Annotated in this window: 19 protein-coding genes; 9 read left to right on the top strand and 10 right to left on the bottom strand. The window is 33.9% G+C overall.

Translation table 11 applies throughout. From position 1 onward, the window contains the following. Positions 1-160 precede the first annotated feature (160 nt). Complete coding sequence (locus ACW9XH_RS02675) at positions 161-352, bottom strand: hypothetical protein (protein ID WP_457759083.1); 192 nt, start codon at positions 350-352, stop codon at positions 161-163. Between the two features lie 117 nt (positions 353-469). Between ACW9XH_RS02675 and ACW9XH_RS02670 the strand changes: the two genes are divergently transcribed. After that, complete coding sequence (locus ACW9XH_RS02670; protein ID WP_457759082.1) at positions 470-1,633, top strand: citrate synthase; 1,164 nt, start codon at positions 470-472, stop codon at positions 1,631-1,633. Position 1,634: 1 nt separating this feature from the next. Here the strand turns inward: ACW9XH_RS02670 and ACW9XH_RS02665 are convergent, their stop codons facing one another. Beyond that, positions 1,635-1,841 carry a hypothetical protein gene (locus ACW9XH_RS02665; protein WP_026090100.1) on the bottom strand — a complete coding sequence of 69 codons (207 nt, stop codon included), beginning with the start codon at positions 1,839-1,841 and terminating at the stop codon, positions 1,635-1,637. A gap of 106 nt (positions 1,842-1,947) precedes the next feature. Here ACW9XH_RS02665 and ACW9XH_RS02660 point away from each other — a divergent pair, with 106 nt between their 5' ends. The 3 genes from ACW9XH_RS02660 (at position 1,948) to ACW9XH_RS02650 (ending at position 4,488) form a co-directional block, all read left to right on the top strand. After that, positions 1,948-2,328 (top strand): hypothetical protein, encoded by a 381-nt coding sequence (locus ACW9XH_RS02660; protein WP_457759081.1) that lies wholly within the window; start codon positions 1,948-1,950, stop codon positions 2,326-2,328. A 245-nt stretch (positions 2,329-2,573) separates the two neighbouring features. Beyond that, on the top strand, positions 2,574-3,173 hold the full coding sequence (locus ACW9XH_RS02655; RefSeq protein WP_457759080.1) for a cupredoxin domain-containing protein: 600 nt from the start codon (positions 2,574-2,576) through the stop codon (positions 3,171-3,173). Positions 3,174-3,249: 76 nt separating this feature from the next. After that, on the top strand, positions 3,250-4,488 hold the full coding sequence (locus ACW9XH_RS02650) for a cupredoxin domain-containing protein (RefSeq protein ID WP_457759079.1): 1,239 nt from the start codon (positions 3,250-3,252) through the stop codon (positions 4,486-4,488). 20 nt (positions 4,489-4,508) lie between these two features. Here the strand turns inward: ACW9XH_RS02650 and uvrC are convergent, their stop codons facing one another. Genes uvrC through uvrB form a run of 3 tightly spaced genes read right to left on the bottom strand, consistent with a single transcriptional unit; the run spans position 4,509 to position 10,853 of the window. Next, positions 4,509-6,095 carry an excinuclease ABC subunit UvrC gene (gene uvrC, locus ACW9XH_RS02645; RefSeq protein WP_457759078.1) on the bottom strand — a complete coding sequence of 529 codons (1,587 nt, stop codon included), beginning with the start codon at positions 6,093-6,095 and terminating at the stop codon, positions 4,509-4,511. Continuing rightward, positions 6,092-8,911: an excinuclease ABC subunit UvrA gene (gene uvrA, locus ACW9XH_RS02640; protein WP_457759077.1), complete on the bottom strand. Its 2,820-nt coding sequence runs from the start codon at positions 8,909-8,911 to the stop codon at positions 6,092-6,094. Before uvrA ends, uvrC begins: the two co-directional genes overlap by 4 nt. Then, the gene (gene uvrB / locus ACW9XH_RS02635) at positions 8,898-10,853 is read right to left on the bottom strand and encodes an excinuclease ABC subunit UvrB (RefSeq protein ID WP_457759076.1); all 1,956 of its coding nucleotides are present in this window, start codon (positions 10,851-10,853) and stop codon (positions 8,898-8,900) included. The genes uvrA and uvrB overlap by 14 nt, the downstream gene beginning before the upstream one ends. A 122-nt stretch (positions 10,854-10,975) precedes the next feature. Here uvrB and ACW9XH_RS02630 point away from each other — a divergent pair, with 122 nt between their 5' ends. Beyond that, entirely contained in the window at positions 10,976-11,113 is a 138-nt protein-coding gene (locus ACW9XH_RS02630) for a hypothetical protein (protein ID WP_457759075.1), read from the top strand. A gap of 37 nt (positions 11,114-11,150) precedes the next feature. Here the strand turns inward: ACW9XH_RS02630 and ACW9XH_RS02625 are convergent, their stop codons facing one another. After that, complete coding sequence (locus ACW9XH_RS02625) at positions 11,151-11,783, bottom strand: pyridoxamine 5'-phosphate oxidase family protein (protein ID WP_457759074.1); 633 nt, start codon at positions 11,781-11,783, stop codon at positions 11,151-11,153. Positions 11,784-11,860: 77 nt separating this feature from the next. Here ACW9XH_RS02625 and ACW9XH_RS02620 point away from each other — a divergent pair, with 77 nt between their 5' ends. Both ACW9XH_RS02620 and ACW9XH_RS02615 read left to right on the top strand, forming a co-directional pair. Further along, positions 11,861-12,085 carry a hypothetical protein gene (locus ACW9XH_RS02620; RefSeq protein WP_457759073.1) on the top strand — a complete coding sequence of 75 codons (225 nt, stop codon included), beginning with the start codon at positions 11,861-11,863 and terminating at the stop codon, positions 12,083-12,085. A gap of 209 nt (positions 12,086-12,294) precedes the next feature. Next, positions 12,295-12,708, top strand: coding sequence for a hypothetical protein (locus ACW9XH_RS02615; protein WP_457759072.1), 414 nt, complete (start codon positions 12,295-12,297; stop codon positions 12,706-12,708). Here ACW9XH_RS02615 and ACW9XH_RS02610 read toward each other — a convergent pair. The 3 genes from ACW9XH_RS02610 to ACW9XH_RS02600 all read right to left on the bottom strand — a co-directional run bounded on the left by ACW9XH_RS02610 (position 12,703) and on the right by ACW9XH_RS02600 (position 15,137). Continuing rightward, positions 12,703-12,933: a hypothetical protein gene (locus ACW9XH_RS02610; RefSeq protein WP_457759102.1), complete on the bottom strand. Its 231-nt coding sequence runs from the start codon at positions 12,931-12,933 to the stop codon at positions 12,703-12,705. The genes ACW9XH_RS02615 and ACW9XH_RS02610 overlap by 6 nt on opposite strands. 59 nt (positions 12,934-12,992) lie before the next feature. Continuing rightward, on the bottom strand, positions 12,993-14,099 hold the full coding sequence (locus ACW9XH_RS02605) for an LLM class flavin-dependent oxidoreductase (RefSeq protein ID WP_457759071.1): 1,107 nt from the start codon (positions 14,097-14,099) through the stop codon (positions 12,993-12,995). Positions 14,100-14,192: 93 nt separating this feature from the next. Then, the gene (locus ACW9XH_RS02600; RefSeq protein ID WP_457759070.1) at positions 14,193-15,137 is read right to left on the bottom strand and encodes an iron-containing alcohol dehydrogenase; all 945 of its coding nucleotides are present in this window, start codon (positions 15,135-15,137) and stop codon (positions 14,193-14,195) included. Between the two features lie 52 nt (positions 15,138-15,189). Between ACW9XH_RS02600 and ACW9XH_RS02595 the strand changes: the two genes are divergently transcribed. Then, positions 15,190-16,467 (top strand): glycerate kinase type-2 family protein, encoded by a 1,278-nt coding sequence (locus ACW9XH_RS02595; protein ID WP_457759069.1) that lies wholly within the window; start codon positions 15,190-15,192, stop codon positions 16,465-16,467. A gap of 118 nt (positions 16,468-16,585) precedes the next feature. Then, complete coding sequence (locus tag ACW9XH_RS02590; protein WP_457759068.1) at positions 16,586-16,708, top strand: hypothetical protein; 123 nt, start codon at positions 16,586-16,588, stop codon at positions 16,706-16,708. A 188-nt stretch (positions 16,709-16,896) separates the two neighbouring features. Here ACW9XH_RS02590 and ACW9XH_RS02585 read toward each other — a convergent pair whose 3' ends face one another. Beyond that, entirely contained in the window at positions 16,897-17,859 is a 963-nt protein-coding gene (locus tag ACW9XH_RS02585; protein WP_457759101.1) for an exonuclease, read from the bottom strand. Positions 17,860-17,890 lie beyond the last annotated feature (31 nt).

Raw genomic sequence — 17,890 nt, 5'->3', positions numbered from 1 at the left:
GCTGCTGTTTTTTTGGTTACTTTTTTAGCTGCTGTTTTTTTGGTTACTTTTTTAGCTGCTGTTTTTTTGGTTACTTTTTTAGCTGCTGTTTTTTTGGTTTTAGAGGACACCAATATAGATTCGAAAATTACAAACCCTCATTTAAATGAAGAATGCAAAATTAAGATTTTCTAAATGGTTTTTTGATACTTTGATTAATCAATGAACTTGAATCAAGATATACATCATATAGAGATAGTCCTTCCAATTGTGTTTGATTATCTATTTCCTGAATTTTTTTAAGTTCTTCAGATGAAGCATTTAGGACCAAGTCATCTAATTTTTTCAAATGTTCTCGCTCTTTAGGAGTCATTAAGTTTTGATTAAAAATTGTCATTTATGACCAAAAGTTGCCATATTAGACTAACTACTAAACTTCATAGACGTTATTATGGCGAAAATATAATAAAAGATTTCCAGTAGGCTCAATATGGAGACAAAAAATATAGGTCTACGTGGAATTGAAGTTGCAGATACTAAAATTTCAAACATAGACGGGGAGAGAGGCAAGCTCATTTATCGTGGATTTGACATATTAGATCTTACAAAAAATTCAACATTTGAAGAAACTGCATATCTATTACTTTATGACAATTTACCCACTAAGCAACAATTAGATGAATTCAATGCAAAACTCATTGACGCAAGATACATCCCCAAACAAATGCAGAAGAACATGGCAAATTGGAGAAAGGATGCAGATCCAATGGATATGCTTCAAGCTTTTGTATCTGCATTAGCAGGATATTATGATGAAGAATTTGCAAGTAAAGAAGCAAGTTATGATAAAGCTATAAACCTCATTGCAAAAGTTCCCACAATCATTGCCAGTTGGCAAAGAATTAGAAATGGATTAGAACCAGTAAATCCTGATTCATCACTGAGTCATGCTGCTAATTTTCTATATATGATGTCAGGTGAAAAACCAGATCCAGAAGTTGAAAAAATCTTTGACGTTTGTTTAATTCTTCATGCAGATCACACATTTAATGCATCAACTTTTACTGCAAGACAAGTTGCATCTACGAGAGCACACATGTATTCTGCTGCAAGTGCAGCAATTGGAGCATTGAGTGGTGAATTACACGGAGGAGCCAATACTGAAGTAATGAAAATGCTGTTAGATATCGGGGAAGTAGGAAAAACAGAAGAATGGATTAAGAAACAAATGAGTGCAGGTGAAAAAATTATGGGTATGGGACATGCAGTGTATAAAACATATGATCCTAGAGCGCAAGTACTAAAAGAATTATCAAGAAAACTTGCTGAGAAAACTAAAGAATCATGGTTTGACATAACAGAAAAAGTTGAAACTGTAACCATGGCAGAAATGAAATCACGGAAAAATAAAGAAATTTATCCAAATGTAGATCTGTACAGTGCATCGCTTTATTACATGTTAAAGATTCCATTAGACCTCAATACGCCAATCTTTGCAATTGCAAGAGTTGTAGGGTGGGCAGCACACATCATTGAAGAAAAATTTGCAGAAGCTGCACCAAAAACAGCATTATACCGACCTAAAGCAGTCTACGTAGGAAAATATTGCGGTCCAGAAGGATGCGAATACAAAACACTTGATTTGAGAAAATAATCTAATTTCTTGTACTCAGCCAATCTTTAGCTTTGGAATTTACATCATGTTTGTACAAAACTTCAAAAACCATATCGTAAAATGTTATACCTTTTTTTTGAGCCTGATCATCAAGCCACTTGATTCCATCTGCTAGTTCCGGATCATATTCAGAAAATTCAACTAATTCATCCACCATTTTTGAGAAGAAGGCGTGAGATTCAAGCATATGTACACCTTTCAATCTTTGATCATAAGTGGGGGATTCAAAATATATTAACAAAAGACCCCTTTTTGGTTGACAATTGAACCATATTTTTTATTCAGATGGAAATATGCAGAAAATTTCATGGATAATTCAAACAAATAATTCAACTATGAAACAAAGTAGAGAACATGCAGACATTTACAAAAATAAAATCCTAAATTTACAATCAAAATATGTTGCATTACATGTAGGATTATTTTGGGGAATAGGAGTTTTTAAAATAAAAGATAAAGACTTTGTTAAAATAAAATTAGATGAAAAAATAATGTTTGATCAATTAACTACTGATTTTAAAATTGGAGATGAGTTCATTCAAAACCGTATTAAATTCATTAAACAATTAACTATGCAAAGAAAATTAAAGATAGAATTTGAATTGATTCAACAAAAAGATAATTTAGCAAATAAGATACTCTATGCAAAAGAGATTAAGACCAAAAACGGATAGTTACTTGGTGAGATCTCATTTGCAGTTTGTAATTATACTAAACATTGGATTCATAAAAGAAAGATTTGTCTAACTTGATTAACAACACTTTATCTTCAAATAGAGCAATCCTATGAAAATTTCAAGAGATAATCAATAATGTTGAAAATATTTCAATAATAATGAATTCCAATAAGACAAACTTTCGAAATTGATCATTTACAAAGATTAGATTTATTTAGTATGCTGAAAGTCTTGGATCAATTATGACAAGCATAGACAATGCTGGAATTGCAATAGCAATTGCAATCACAGCAATATTCTTAGGAATTGCAGCCACTATGGGTGCAACCCAAGATGCCGGTCCAGTTGTTAAAGCTCCAGTAGTTTCAAAAACTATTGAATCACAAAGTGATTCCATGTCTGAAAAAGCAGATGCAATGGCAGCTAAAAAAGCAGCAGATGCAATGGCAGCTAAAAAAGCAGCAGATGCAATGGCAGCTAAAAAAGCAGCAGATGCAATGGCAGCTAAAAAAGCAGCAGATGCAATGGCAGCTACAGGACCAACGACACATAGTGTTGATATTCCAAAGGGCACTTCAGTTCCAGGATGTGAAGAAAACAATTCATGTTTCTCACCAGCAGATATCACAATCAATGCTGGAGATACAGTAGAATGGATTAATGTCGACACAGCAGCACATACAGTAACTGGTGGCAGTCCATCAGATGGCCCATCTGGCGTATTTGATAGCAGTCTAGTCATGGCAAATGCATCCTATGCATTTACATTTAATGACGCAGGCAGTTACGATTACTTCTGTATGGTTCACCCATGGATGGTCGGTAGTGTTACAGTGAACTAACCAAAATTTTTCCTTTTTTATTATTTTTATTTTAAAGATTAGCTTTATTTACAACAACCTGAATTTTGGATCAATTATGACAAGTATAGACAATGCTGGAATTGCAATAGCAATTGCAATCACAGCGATATTCTTAGGAATTGCAGCCACTATGGGTGCAACCCAAGATGCCGGTCCAGTTGTTAAAGCTCCAGTAGTTTCAGCACCATCAGTTACAACTGATAAAGCTGAACCAGTAAAACCACTCAAATCAGGTTATGAGCGAATAACATCAGATGTTGATCCAGGAATGGGTCATGAATCACACCAACTAGCAATACTGTTGGCACCAAGTAGCAATGTATATTCAGGTACACTCAAGTACGATGCATCTGAAAAAATTCAACTTGTTACATTACATGGTCCATTAGCAGATGGTGAAGACAAAGGACAAGCAATTTGGACTCCTGATGGAAAAACAAAGTTTGCATTAACATTTGTTGATCCAAAGAATACGAAAGGCAAATGGGAATTTGCCGGTAATGCCTTAGCAGTACATACAATGAATACCAAACCATTCACAGTTGATTACAAAGTAGACTATACTGAAAAACCAATGTCTGATAATGTAGTGACAGGAACAACTATGTCAATACAAGATCCAGGTATGGGTCATGAAGGACATCAACTTGCAGTGTTATTAGCACCATCAAGTGATGTTTATTCAGGAATTCTTTCATACTCTGCTTCTGAAAATATTCAACTAGTTACACTGAGAGGACCAATCAGCGCTGACGAAAAACCAGCAAAGACTTGGACACCGGACGGTGAAACTATCTTTGCATTAACATTTGTTGATCCAAAGAATGCAATGGGCTCATGGGAATTCGAAGGTAATGCTTTAGCTGTTCACACAATGAACACAAACCAATTTACAGTCAGTTATTCTGTAAGTGCAACTGCAACAGCAGGACAAACTGTTGAACTAGAAGAAGAAGTCGCCATGAAGGAAACTCATGACGAATCAGTAGGACCAACGACACATAGTGTTGATATTCCAAAGGGCACTTCAGTTCCAGGATGTGAAGAAAACAATTCATGTTTCTCACCAGCAGATATCACAATCAATGCTGGAGATACAGTAGAATGGATTAATGTCGACACAGCAGCACATACAGTAACTGGTGGCAGTCCATCAGATGGCCCATCTGGCGTATTTGATAGCAGTCTAGTCATGGCAAATGCATCCTATGCATTTACATTTAATGACGCAGGCAGTTACGATTACTTCTGTATGGTTCACCCATGGATGGTCGGTAGTGTTACAGTGAACTAACCAAAATTTTTCCTTTTTTATTATTTTATTTGATTTTTCCTAATAGTTCTATTATATGCCACACCAAATCTGTGTGTTTCATCTCGAGCATATTGTAAAATTTTCAGAGATGATTTGTATTTTGGAATAACGATAGGATTTTTATTTTTTGGCAGATAGACTTCTTCATTTTCTTTAGCCAAAGATATACAAGGTAAATTCAAACCGAGTGATTCCAAAGCCTTCATTGCCGAACTAAGTTGTCCTTTCCCACCATCAATTACAATCAAGTCAGGAAGTTCAGAATTTTCTTCTAGTAATCGATAGTACCGTCTCTTGATAATTTCTTCAATCATTGAAAAATCATCCCTCCCAGAAACAGTTTTAATTTTAAATTTTCTATATCCAGATTTGTTTGGAATGCCACCGATGAATCTAGACATAGATCCTACTGCAAAATCTTCACCATGGTTTGAAATATCAAAGCATTCAATGATATTGGGAATAACGGGTAGACTAAGAATTTCTTTTAATTCAACTAAACCAGGATCACCTCCTTTTGAATGAATCAATTCAATATTTTTTAAGATCAAATTAATGATTTCTTTTTTCTTCCCTTTTGTAGGGAGTAAAATTTGAACATTGAATCCAGATTGTTTGGAGAGTAATGATTCCAATAATTTTTGATTTTCAGGAATCTCACTAACTATAATGAATTTTGGAATTTTATGCGTAGAATAATACTGATACAAAAAATTTGAAAAAGAATTATCCCCCACCAAATCAAAAAAGAACTTGTCGCTGTCTCTAATCACACCATTAATCATTCTAAAATTCATCACAGTTGCAGACTGTTCTTGAATACCTATTCCAAAATACTCCTCATCAGAATTTTCCACATATTCCATTTTTTGTTTAGTTTGAAGACTGCCAAGTCTAATCAAAGTATCACGAATGTCTTTTGCACGCTCAAACTGCTGCAATTCCGCAGCCTGTTGCATCTCTTCTTCCAATTTTTTTGTGAAAACTTTAGTATGGTCTTTTCCTTTCAAAACATCTTGTAGTGCTGCAACATGTTTAGGATATCTTTCCTCAGCATCTTTAAACTCACAAGGACCTTCACAATTTCCCAGATGGTATTCTAAGCAGACTTTTTTTGGAAGAGTTTTACAAATTCTGATTTGGAATGCTTTTCTCAACGTACCAATGGTGAGTAGTTTTGAACTACCTTGTGTAAAAGGACCAAAAGTTTTCCCCTTACCAAGAAATTTGCCATCCCTAGTTCTTCTTGAAACTAACAGTCGAGGGAATTTTTCATCAGATATTCTAAGATATGTATACCTTTGTTGATCTTTTAATTCAATGTTAAATCTAGGCCGATATTTTTTGATCATGTTTGATTCTAAAAGAAATGCTTCACTTTCATTATCAGTTAATACAAATTCAATAACAGAGATATTTTCAACAAGTTTTTGTGTTTTATAATTTTGATTTTTGTTAAAATATGATCTTACCCTATTTTTCAAATTTTTTGCTTTGCCAATATAGATAATTTTGCCATCAAAGTCTTTCATCAAATAGATTCCAGGATCAGTAGGAAGAGAAATTTTAGAAATATCAAAAGTCATTTTTTTAATAATTTTTTCAAATACTTTCCAGTATAACTTCCAGGTGCATTTGCAAGATCTTTAGGAGTACCAATGGCTACCACCTTACCACCCTCATCTCCACCCTCAGGTCCAAGATCAATTAGCCAATCAGAATTTTTGATAACATCCATGTTATGTTCAATCACTACCACTGTATTTCCCAAATTGACTAGACGATTAAGAACATCTAATAGTTTTTGAACATCTGCAAAATGCAAGCCAGTGGTAGGCTCATCTAAGATATAGAGAGTTTTTCCAGTTCCTCGTTTTGATAATTCAGATGCAAGTTTCACTCTTTGAGCTTCACCTCCAGATAAGGTGGTAGAGGATTGTCCAAGTTTAATGTAACCCAAGCCTACATCATATACAGTTTGTAATTTTCGTTGAATCGCAGGGATATTTTCAAAGAAATTCAAGGCCTCAAATACGGTCATATCCAAAATATCTGAAATATTTTTACCCTTATACAATACAGACAAGGTTTCAGTATTGTATCTTTTTCCTTTACATTCATCACATTTTACATAAACATCAGATAAGAACTGCATTTCGATTTGTTTTACACCATCTCCATCACATGCAAAACATCTCCCATCAGCTACATTAAATGAAAATTGACCGGGAGCATATCCACGCTCTTTTGAAAATGCAGTATTTGCATAAAGTTCTCTAATAGGAGTAAATGCACCAATGTAAGTTGCAGGATTTGAACGAGGTGTTCTTCCAATTGGAGATTGATCAATTGCAATTACCTTATCAATATTTTCCAAACCAGTAATCTCCTTGTTCATTCCAGCTCGAATATTGGATTTGTAAAAATGATTTTCCAATGTTTTTAACAAAATGTCATTAATCAGAGTAGATTTTCCAGATCCAGAAACACCAGTTACAGAAACAAACAGGCCCAAAGGAATTTCAACATCAATGCCTTTAAGATTATTTTCAGATGCTTGTTTTATCAATAAAGAACCAGAACGATTGCGAATTTTATCATCTAAATTAATCAAAGAGTTATTTTTCAAATATTTACCCGTTACAGATTTAGTATCTTTAAGAATTTGATTTACTGTACCTTCAAAAACAACATTTCCCCCATGCACCCCAGCTCCGGGACCTAAATCTATCATCCAGTCTGAATTTCGTATAACTTCTTCGTCATGCTCTACAACTATGACAGTATTTCCCAGATCTCGTAGCTTATTTAGCGTTTTAATGAGACGTGTGTTATCTCGCTGATGTAATCCAATAGTAGGTTCATCAAGTACATACAAAACTCCAGTTAAATTAGAACCAATCTGAGTTGCCAATCTAATTCTTTGAGATTCACCGCCAGACAATGTTGAACTTAATCTATTTAATGTAAGGTAATTCAATCCAACATTCATTAAAAATTCAAGACGTTCTTTAATTTCTTTTAAAACATCTCTTGCAATATATTGCTCATTTTCAGTTAATTTCAATGAAGAGAAGAAATCATAGCAATGATCAATTGACATATCACACACATCCATTATTCCCTTTTCATTAATTTTTACTGCAAGTGATTCAGGTTTTAGTTTTTTGCCATTACATGTGTTGCATGGAGTGTCCCTCATGAATTGTTTTAACCATTCTCTTTTTGATTCAGAATCAGTTTCCATAAATGTGCGTTGTAAATTAACTAAAACGCCTTCAAAGGTATTAGTTGATTGCCAAGATGAATCTCCAGATTTTGAACGGTATGTAAAATCAATCAAATCATCCGTACCATGTAAAATAATTTTAAGGTGTTTTGGTTTAATTTTATCAAATGGAGTCATCAAATCAAAGCCAAATTTTTTTCCAACTGCTCTTAATGCTTGACGTCTAAATGCAGAGAATCGGCCACTCCATGGAACAATCGCCCCATCAAGAATAGATTTTGTTTTATCTGGTACCACTAAATCTGCATCAAACTCCATCTTGACTCCCAAACCATTACATGTTTTACACATTCCAAAAGGAGAATTAAATGAAAAAGAGCGAGGTTCTAGATCACCCACAGTTAATCCACAGTAAGGGCACGCATTATTTTGTGAAAAAATCCTTTCAGATTTGTCTGTCGCAATCATTACATCGCCTTTGGATGCTTTGATTGCAGTTTGTATTGCCTCAAAAAGTCTAGAACGTTCAGACTTTTCAGTAGTAATTCTATCAACTACGATCTCAATATTGTGCCACTTTTGCCTATCAAGAGGAGGAATCTCATCATCCAGGCTCAATATGTCCCCATTTAGGCGTATTCTAGAGTAACCATCCTTTTTGATTTGTTCAAATAATTTCTCATATGTGCCTTTTTTCCTCTGAATGATAGGAGCTAAAATCAGAATTTTTTTTCCAGAAAAATCCTTGAGAACTGAATCGCAAATTCTTTCAATAGATTGTGTTGAAACTTTACGTCCACAATTAGTACAGTATGGAATTCCAATTCGTGCAAACAGCAACCTCATGTAATCATAAATTTCAGTAGTAGTTCCAACAGTTGAACGTGGATTTTTACTAGTAGTTTTTTGTTGTATAGCAATAGCAGGAGACAAACCTTCGATTGAATCAACATCAGGTTTATCCATCATCTCTAAAAATTGACGAGCATATGCTGAAAGAGACTCAACATATCGTCGCTGACCTTCAGCATAGATTGTATCAAATGCCAAAGTAGATTTTCCAGAGCCAGACAACCCACTAATTACGACTAGTTTATTTTTCGGAATATCAATATCCAAATTCTTTAGATTGTGATGTCGTGCTCCACGAATTTTTAATTTATTTTCTACCAATTTTAAATTCAATCTCCCTTTCTATTCTTTTTATTCTATCTCTGCATTCAATTGCACGTTCAAAGTCTAATTCTTCTGAATATTTTTTCATTTGTGCATCCAAATCTATTATTTCAGTAGTAAGATCATGAGTTGATTTTAGTTTTGAATCATCCAAGGCAACCTCTTGATCTGGAACAGATTTGATAATAGTTTTAGGAATAATATTATGATCTTTGTTATACTGTATTTGTTTTTCTCTACGACGCTTAGTTTCACTTATAGTATTTTTCATAGATTTTGTTGTGTTATCAGCATACATTATGACAGTTCCATTTACATTTCTTGCAGCACGACCACATGTCTGAATCAAACTAGTAAAATTCCGTAGAAATCCTTCCTTATCTGCATCCAAAATTGCAACTAAAGAAACCTCAGGTATGTCCAACCCTTCTCTTAAAAGATTAATCCCCACAAGAACATCAAATTCACCTAATCGTAATTGCCTAATTATCTCAGTTCTCTGCAACCCTTCAATTTCAGAATGCATGTATCTAACTCTAACCTGTTTTTTTGATAGATATTCAGCCAAATCTTCAGCCATACGTTTAGTCAAAGTTGTAACTAAAACACGCTCAGAATTAGCAGATCTTTTGTTAATTTCTTGAATCAAATCATCCATCTGGTCTTTTGTCGATCTTACTTCAATTTTGGGATCAAGTAAACCAGTGGGCCTTACAAGCTGCTCAGCAATGTGTGATGAGATTTTTTTCTCATAATCAGAAGGAGTTGCTGAGACAAAAATTGTATTTTGTATGTATTCTTCAAATTCTTCAAATTTTAATGGACGATTATCAAACGCACTTGGCAATCTAAATCCATATGTAATTAATTCATTTTTTCTTGAGTGATCACCCTTGTACATTCCATGAAGTTGTGGCAATGTTACATGTGATTCGTCAATTACTAAAAGATAATCATTCCCAAAAAAATCCATTAAACAGAATGCTTTTTCTCCTGCTTTTCGTCCATCAAAATGTCTTGAATAGTTTTCAATCCCAGAACAATACCCCAATTCTTCAATCATTTCCAGATCATATTTTGTCCTCATCTCAAGTCTTTGTTTTTCTAATTCATTTAATTCAGGTAATCTTTTTTTTAATTCATCTCTAATAGATTTAACAGCTTTTTTACGAACATCTTTTGCAATAAGATAGTGTTTTGCAGGATAAATTTTCATTTGAGATACCTTCTTTTTTTCTTTTAATGAAACATGATCCAAAATAGTAATTTTTTCTACCTCATCTCCAAACATAGAGATTCTAACTAAATCTTCTGAATATGCAGGTGTTATATCTATTGTATCCCCTTTTACTCTAAAATTTCCAGGTGCCACTTCAGTGTCATTTCTTTCATATCTTGCATCTACAAATCTTTTAATAATTTCACTTCGTTTAATTTCATCACCGGTGTTTAATGTGATTGCCAGGTCTTCCCAATCTTGAGGATTTCCAAGTGAATAGATACAGGAAACTGTAGATACAATAATTGTAGGTTCTCCTGAAAGCAACATTGCAGTGGCTTCCAATCTGAGTTTCTCAATTTTTTCATTGATTTGAGTATCTTTTTCAATGTAGGTATCAGTTTGTGGAAGATAACTTTCTGGCTGATAGTAATCATAGTATGATACAAAATAACCAACATTGTTTTTTGGGAAAAATTGTTTTAATTCAGAGTATAATTGTGCTGCAAGGGTCTTATTATGAGAAATTACAAGTGTATTTTTTCCAGTTCTTGCAATGACATTTGCTATAGAAAAGGTCTTACCACTTCCAGTAACCCCAAGCAAAGTTTGAACAGATCCTTTTTGGACACCTTTAACCAAGGAATCAATAGCTTGGGGTTGATCCCCCGTAGGTTCATAATCAGACGCTAATTCAAATTGAGATATTTGTTCCAACATATACAATCCCGAAAAACTGAACTTATAGCTAACGTTTACCAAATAAGAACAACGAGTCAACAAAGTATCAAATTTGGGAATTTTAGAGCATTGTTATATTCAAAAATTTCAACAATGAAATAGTGTTGGTAGTAGAAAAAGATCCTAAAAAAGAACTCAAAGAAACACAGCAAGAACTAATGATAGATTTAGCGTTAAAGACAAACAGTTTTCTTGAAAAATTAAAAGCCGAGACTAAAAAGAACAGAGTTCAAATGTAAGACGTAATGGCTACAATAGATCAGATTTCTAAATAACTCACCAAACAGGCTCATCTACCATCTTTAAACCAGATTCAGTGATTTCAAAGCCCATTATTTTCAAAGTCTCAATTCCAGACGGAGTATTTTTCTTCAAGATTTTTTGTGCCAAATCCATTCTGTCAGCAGGCCTCATATGTTGACCAATTTTGTATTTGCCATGAATTGTTTGAGGTTTTATTTTGATCACACTTACAGCATCTAGTACCCGCATATCAGACTGTATTGGATCATATTGGCCCTCAGGCTGATATTTTTCCATCAATCCATTAAGTGCAAGAGTTTTTTCTTCCCTATCAGATACAAAATAAGATAATCCTTTGATTACAACACTGATGTACAATGTATCAGCTAAAGATGCATTATGAGGGTCTTCAAAATATGATGGTAAAAATTCAAGTTCCCTATCTACTTCAAATCCCACCTTGTTGTTTCTAGAAATGTTATCTAGTTTCTCCCCCCTTACATGCGAATGCATGTAAACTGTATCATTAAGAAATACAAAATTCATAGGAATAATTTGCGGAAATCCATTCTCATCAATACTTGCTACTCGTCCAACGTGTTCATCATTCAAAAATTCTTTTATTTTCTCATATGATTTAATTTGAAGAATTCCAGTTAATTGCATTAAATTAATTCATTGAAATAATATTATAAATTTAGAGCATAGAAACCCCTAAAATAGAAGATAGATGAAAAATCAACATGGATGATCCCTATCTGAATGAATTAAGAGACGATTTTCAAGGATATTCAAATCAATTAAAAAAATTAAAAACAAAATTACTAAAAACGGATTCTCCAGAATTACAAGCAAAAATTATCAAACAAATTGATTCCATCGCAAATAAGATGGAGAATAATCAGAGACAATCAGTAAAGGTGACCAAATCCAGAATTAAAGAAAGAAAATCAAAATCAAAGAAATAGATTCAATCCTCTTCATCTAATTCTTTGGCCATTTTCTGAATTTCCAAAATTCTACATTCTAATTCGCTGCATTCTGTTTTGAATTCTATGCCCATAGAGCACCATCACAAAAATAATCAAAAAGAAACAACATTCTAAAATTTGACTTTGTCCATCCAAATTCTTCATTAATGTAAATTGCTAAATTTAGGATTAATTCAACATATGAAATGAGTGGAATTGATGAAGAGCGAGAAGAAGCCATCAAAACAACACTAGATCTACTAGAAGAGTGGGGTTCTGCATCAAAATTCATCTGGTTTAGAGAACTGCATAGAATTACAGATATTGACAAAGGATTACTACGAAACATCCTCAATGAATTAAAAAAATCGAAAGAGGTTAAAGAAATGCATGGGACTAACAATAGAATATTTTTCTGCCTCAAAAAATACTATATCAAATGTAGAGACATTGAGTTTAGATTCAAAGGAAAAGAGATAATGTTAAGGGACGGAAGTAAAACAAAGATCATTCAAGGTTCAACTAATGCAACAGAGCGAACTAGAAAGAGATTAGAAAAACAAAGAAACAAGCGAAAATCCAAATCATTTACAAAAAAGAAAAGACCACATAAATCATAAAGAATCTTCAGCTTGCCGCCTTGCGAAATTAGATTCTGCACGTTTTAGTTTAGCAGATTCGGCCACATCTTCAGTCATATCATATAGATTATGTAATTCCATATCAGGAGTCAATTCATCCTCTTTTTCATCATCTAAATCAAATTCAAGATTAGCCAAAATGCCAACATTTTCTTCTAAAATATCAAGGCATTTTTTTACTGACTCAGGAAGGTCTTCATCCATCATAATATCTAGAACAAGGTAAACTAAATGATTTGCTGTATGTTATAGGAAATAACGTCTTATTGTTTGGCTTTTTCACGTAATGCAGGCATCACATGACTTGCAAATTTATCAATAGAGCCAAAGTAATTCTTTCCCCAGAATCTAATCACAAAGTGATTTACACCAGCTTCCATGAATCTTTCAAATGTCGGGATGATATCTTCAGGAGTGCCAATTGCAGTTGATGAACGTGCAACACCATCAGGCAATTTTGTTGCAGCTTCCCTCATCTTTACAATCCAACTCTGGTCAGACATTGAATATTCTGTAAAGTATTTTACAAAATCAAATCCTTCAATTTCTTTTATTCCGTGAACTCTTAAAATTTCAGGCTTGAATAGACTAACTTTTACGGCTTCTTTCATTTTGGCCCACGATTCTTCAGCATCTTCAGAAAAGTAGACATCAATGTCTAAGGCATACTCGAAATTATCTTTCTCTTCTTGAGTTCGATTGTTTTTATCCATAGACACTTTGATTTGTGCAGCATGATCCTCAAAGAGTTCAGGAGTGTAACCAATAGGCAACCATCCATCGCCGAGCTTTCCAGTTAATTCAAGTGTACGTTTACCACCAGATGCCATGTAAGTAGGTGGACGTGGTTTTCTAATCGGAGGTGCTTGCAAACATGCACCTTGGAGTTGATAGTATTTTCCATCATAATCTACCGTATTATCCGGAGTTGATTCGTATAATTTGTGAATAGTTTCAATTTGTTCTTCCCATTTTGAGACGGGTTTTTCAAATGGAATACAGAATTCTTTCAGGTTTTGTGCTTCGCCTGCTCCAATTCCCAAAATTGCTCGACCTTTTGAAACTCTATCAAGAGTAATAGCAGCTAGTGCAATATTTGATGGATGTCTTCTAATTGCGTCAGTCACACATGTTCCTAGTTCTACATTGTTTGTTACTGCAGCAATGGCAGATAGCATTACCCAAGGATCCAGAACAATCGCATTTTTCCATTGTGGGACATTTGTGTGATCCATATAGAAAATTGAATCATAACCAGTTTTATCAGCAAGCATACATGCAGTTAAAATTTGATCTTCAGTATATCCGGCTCTAGCGACGTTGAGTCCATTTTGAATACCAAATTTCAATTTTTTATCTGTCAAGTACATTTACGTCAGATTATTAGAATAAAAAGTTTAATCAAGCTGCCAATTTCGCACTTTATCAAGAAAATAGAAAAAAAGTAAAAAATATTGAATTTTTTACAAATTACCTGCTTTGATGTCTTCAAGACACTTTATGACATCATCTTTTGATATCGGAATTGGATTTGGATCCAAATGTCCTCTATCAGTCATTACAGTGTCAGCAGCTTCTGAAACATCAGCTTTGAGTTCTAGTTTGTCAAAGCCGAGTTTTTCCATAGCCTCTTTGAATCGATCATAGAAGATGGAATTGTTATGCTTGTGTGCAACGGTAGTACAGGAGGATAATGAATATCCGTGTGGTATACCCTCATTTGAGAACACATAGGACAATGCATGTCCTAAAGTTGTAGAGCAATTACCAAAGCCCATTCCAGATAACATTGATCCATATGGATAGTTTTCTGGTTTGTCATTCATAATTGCATCATATAGAATCTCAAATGCTTGTTTACACAGAGTTCTTGTCAAGTCATTACCGAGTTTGCTATCATAGCCTTCAGTAGCTTGAGCACATGCATCACAGACAGAACTGTTTATGACTTGTTGTGGAGTTCCATCTAGGAAATAGGAATCTACAACTGCCATATCAGCTAGAAATCTGTCTTCACGTAACAATTTCTTTTTACCATCAAATTTCAGAACGCAATAAGTGGTCATTTCAGCTCCAGTTCCAAATGTAGTCGGAATTAAGATTTTTTCTTTTTTCATCTCAGGTGCAGCATATTTTACTACATCCATAGAACTTCCACCACCAAGTCCAATTAGACATGATGGGTCTTTGTCTTTGAATTGTGAAATAACAGCATTGACGTCATCCATTGATGGTTCAGGTTTTACTTGGTCATACAACATGTAATCCTTAATTCCCATTCTTGCAATCCATTTGTCAGAAAGTTCAGGAGGAACTGTTGTGACAATTAGGGCATTTTTCGGATACTCTGTTTCACCAAGTGCATTTTCTCCAAAGTTGATAACCTTTGGAATGCGTACTGTATTCATGAATGAAAGGCATCATTGATTATTATTATATCTTGCATTATCTATGGACAGCATGATAATTCAAAATTTTGATGATTTGGCAACTACAGACAAGAAAAAAGATTGTTTAGAAATTTTAGAGGCAGGATTACAAGCAGCAAATCCAGAAAACATCATTCCAAAATTTGTAACACCTAATGAAATCAAAATTAATGGTAAATCTTTCAATCTTGCAAAATATTCAAGCATCTATTCTGTTGCTTTTGGCAAGGCAGGTGATACTATGACCAGAGCGCTAAATGCAATAATTCCAATAAAAAGTGGAATCATAGTCATTCCCAAAGGCTCAAAATCAGTGATTAAGGGTAAAAAATTTCAAATTTTTAATTCAAGACACCCACAACCAGACCAAACAAGTGTAAAAGCAGCAAAGGAAGTCATGAAATTTGTTCAAAACAAGCGTAACGATGAATTGATAGTTTTTCTAGTTTCAGGTGGAGGTTCGTCACTGTTAGCAATGCCAGATGATATCACTCTAGAGGACAAGGTGCATGTCACAAATGTGTTATTAAAATCAGGAGCTACTATTCAAGAATTTAATTGTATTAGAAAACATCTATCAAAAATCAAAGGTGGAAAACTAGTTGAGAATATGAAATGTGATGGAATTAGTTTGGTAATGTCTGATGTTCAAGGAGATGATCTTTCATCTATTGCATCAGGTACAACATACATGGATGACACAACATATGAGGATGCATTGAAAATTATTGCCAAATATAAAATAGGATGGAAAATGCCCAATGAGGTTTTAACACTTTTAGAAAATAGGATGAAAGAAAGAAAGTCAGAGACTCCAAAAAAAGCTAAAATTGAAAATTACGTAATTGCAAATAATGATGATTGTTTGAAAGCCATGCAAGAAAAAGCAGAAAAAATTGGATATACTGTCAGCACATTGCATCTATTTGGAGATATTAAAAAAGCAGTTACGACAATGCTTGAAGAAATTTCAGAAAATAAAAATACATGCATAGTTTTTGGTGGAGAGACAACAGTTAAAGTTCTGGGAAAAGGAATGGGGGGAAGAAATCAAGAATTAATTTTGAGATTATTAAAAAATACACAGAAAATGAAAAAGATGATAATGGCATCTGCAGGAACCGATGGAGTAGATGGCAATTCAGTTTTTGCAGGAGCAATCACCGAGAATGTAAAAATAGATTTAGGCATAATGAAAGAATTTCTCAAAAATAATGATTCCGGACGATTCTTTCAAAAACAAAAAGGAAACATCAAAACAAATCCAACACACACAAATCTAATGGATATAGGCGTAATTTTGAAATAATTTTTAATTAGATGTAAAAATATCAACTTTTTTAGTTTTAATTAAACAAACGGTTACTCAAAAAGAAGAGTCCTTCAAATATCATAATTGCCCAATTAGAACATGATAAAGAACAATCATGGGTTTTGTAACGACATATCTTGTAAATGTGACTGTCATAAGGGATCAAGTTTTAGAAGAGGAAATAGGAAGAGACAGTATTGTTAGAAAAACAATTCAACCCAGAAATGCTGTACAATAGAGTAGTTCATTTCTATATCGATAAAAAGGGATTTTCAAAAGACAAAGCAAATGAGATTGCCCAAACGGTGGTACAAAAAGAATCTCAGCGAAGAATTTGTAAAAATGAAAAATGTAAACACTTCTCTCATGACCACATTAGGAATTTAGAAACATGTCTAGTAGATAATTGTGAATGTAACGAATTTACTAAGTAAAATCATCCAATGAATTTTCCAGTAGCGGTTGTGCAGTAATTCCTCTTTTCCTCAAATCCTCAGCAAATTCGCCTACAAATCCATGTATCGTGTACACATGCTCAGCTTCAGATTGTACAACCAATTCGATTAATTCATTATAATCACAATGATCACTCATTGGAAATGAATAATCAGTTCGTCTCCCAAAAGAATATTTCATTGATTGTGCCCAACCAGAAAATCCAATCGTTACAGCACCATATTTTAATTTCATATCTTGAACGAATTTATTTTTGCTGGACATCATCGGAGCAACCATGACCCAAGGCTTTTTTTCAAGCAAGCCATTTTTTTCAGCCTCTGTATGGCCAATTCCATCATTTAGAGACACGCCAAATTTTCGATGTAGTGTATTCATATCTTTTACAGAATCATGAAGGTATAACGGACCCCAGTGACCGAAGAATTGTGTAATTGTTTGGGCTTTACCTAATTGATATCCCATCAAAATTACCGGAACGCCTTTCCCATAAAGTTCAGAAATCAATTCATTTACTTGTTTTAAGATATTCTCAAGTTTTGGGAAAACAAATTCAGGCAGACCAAAGGTGCATTCTGTGATTAGGGTTTTACATTTTGGAATTTTAGCGCCTTTGAGAAATCCACGATCTCTTGTACAGACATCACCAGTGTAGAAAATATCATCAAAAAGCAAACCCTTTGCACCCAAAATATGGCCACTGTCAATTAAAGAGAAATTATCAATCGATTCAACATGATTTTCCATCTTAAATCCTCGAAGATTAGCTATTTCACTAGTCTCAATAGAGGACAAAATAGTCCCCCCATTTTTTGATGGAAGGTGATCAGAATGTGCATGAGATACAAAATTGATCCCATTAGCATCACTGTTTTTCGGATCCAAGTAAACTCGTTTGCCCCCAACATCACACAGGATTCCATTTTTTGACATCCTGACTTTACTAGGCAATGAAGATCAAATT

The sequence above is a fragment of the Candidatus Nitrosopumilus sp. bin_32a genome (assembly GCF_054095935.1).
Note: the sequence above shows the minus strand (reverse complement) of the source record. Positions and strands in the feature narration are given on the sequence as shown.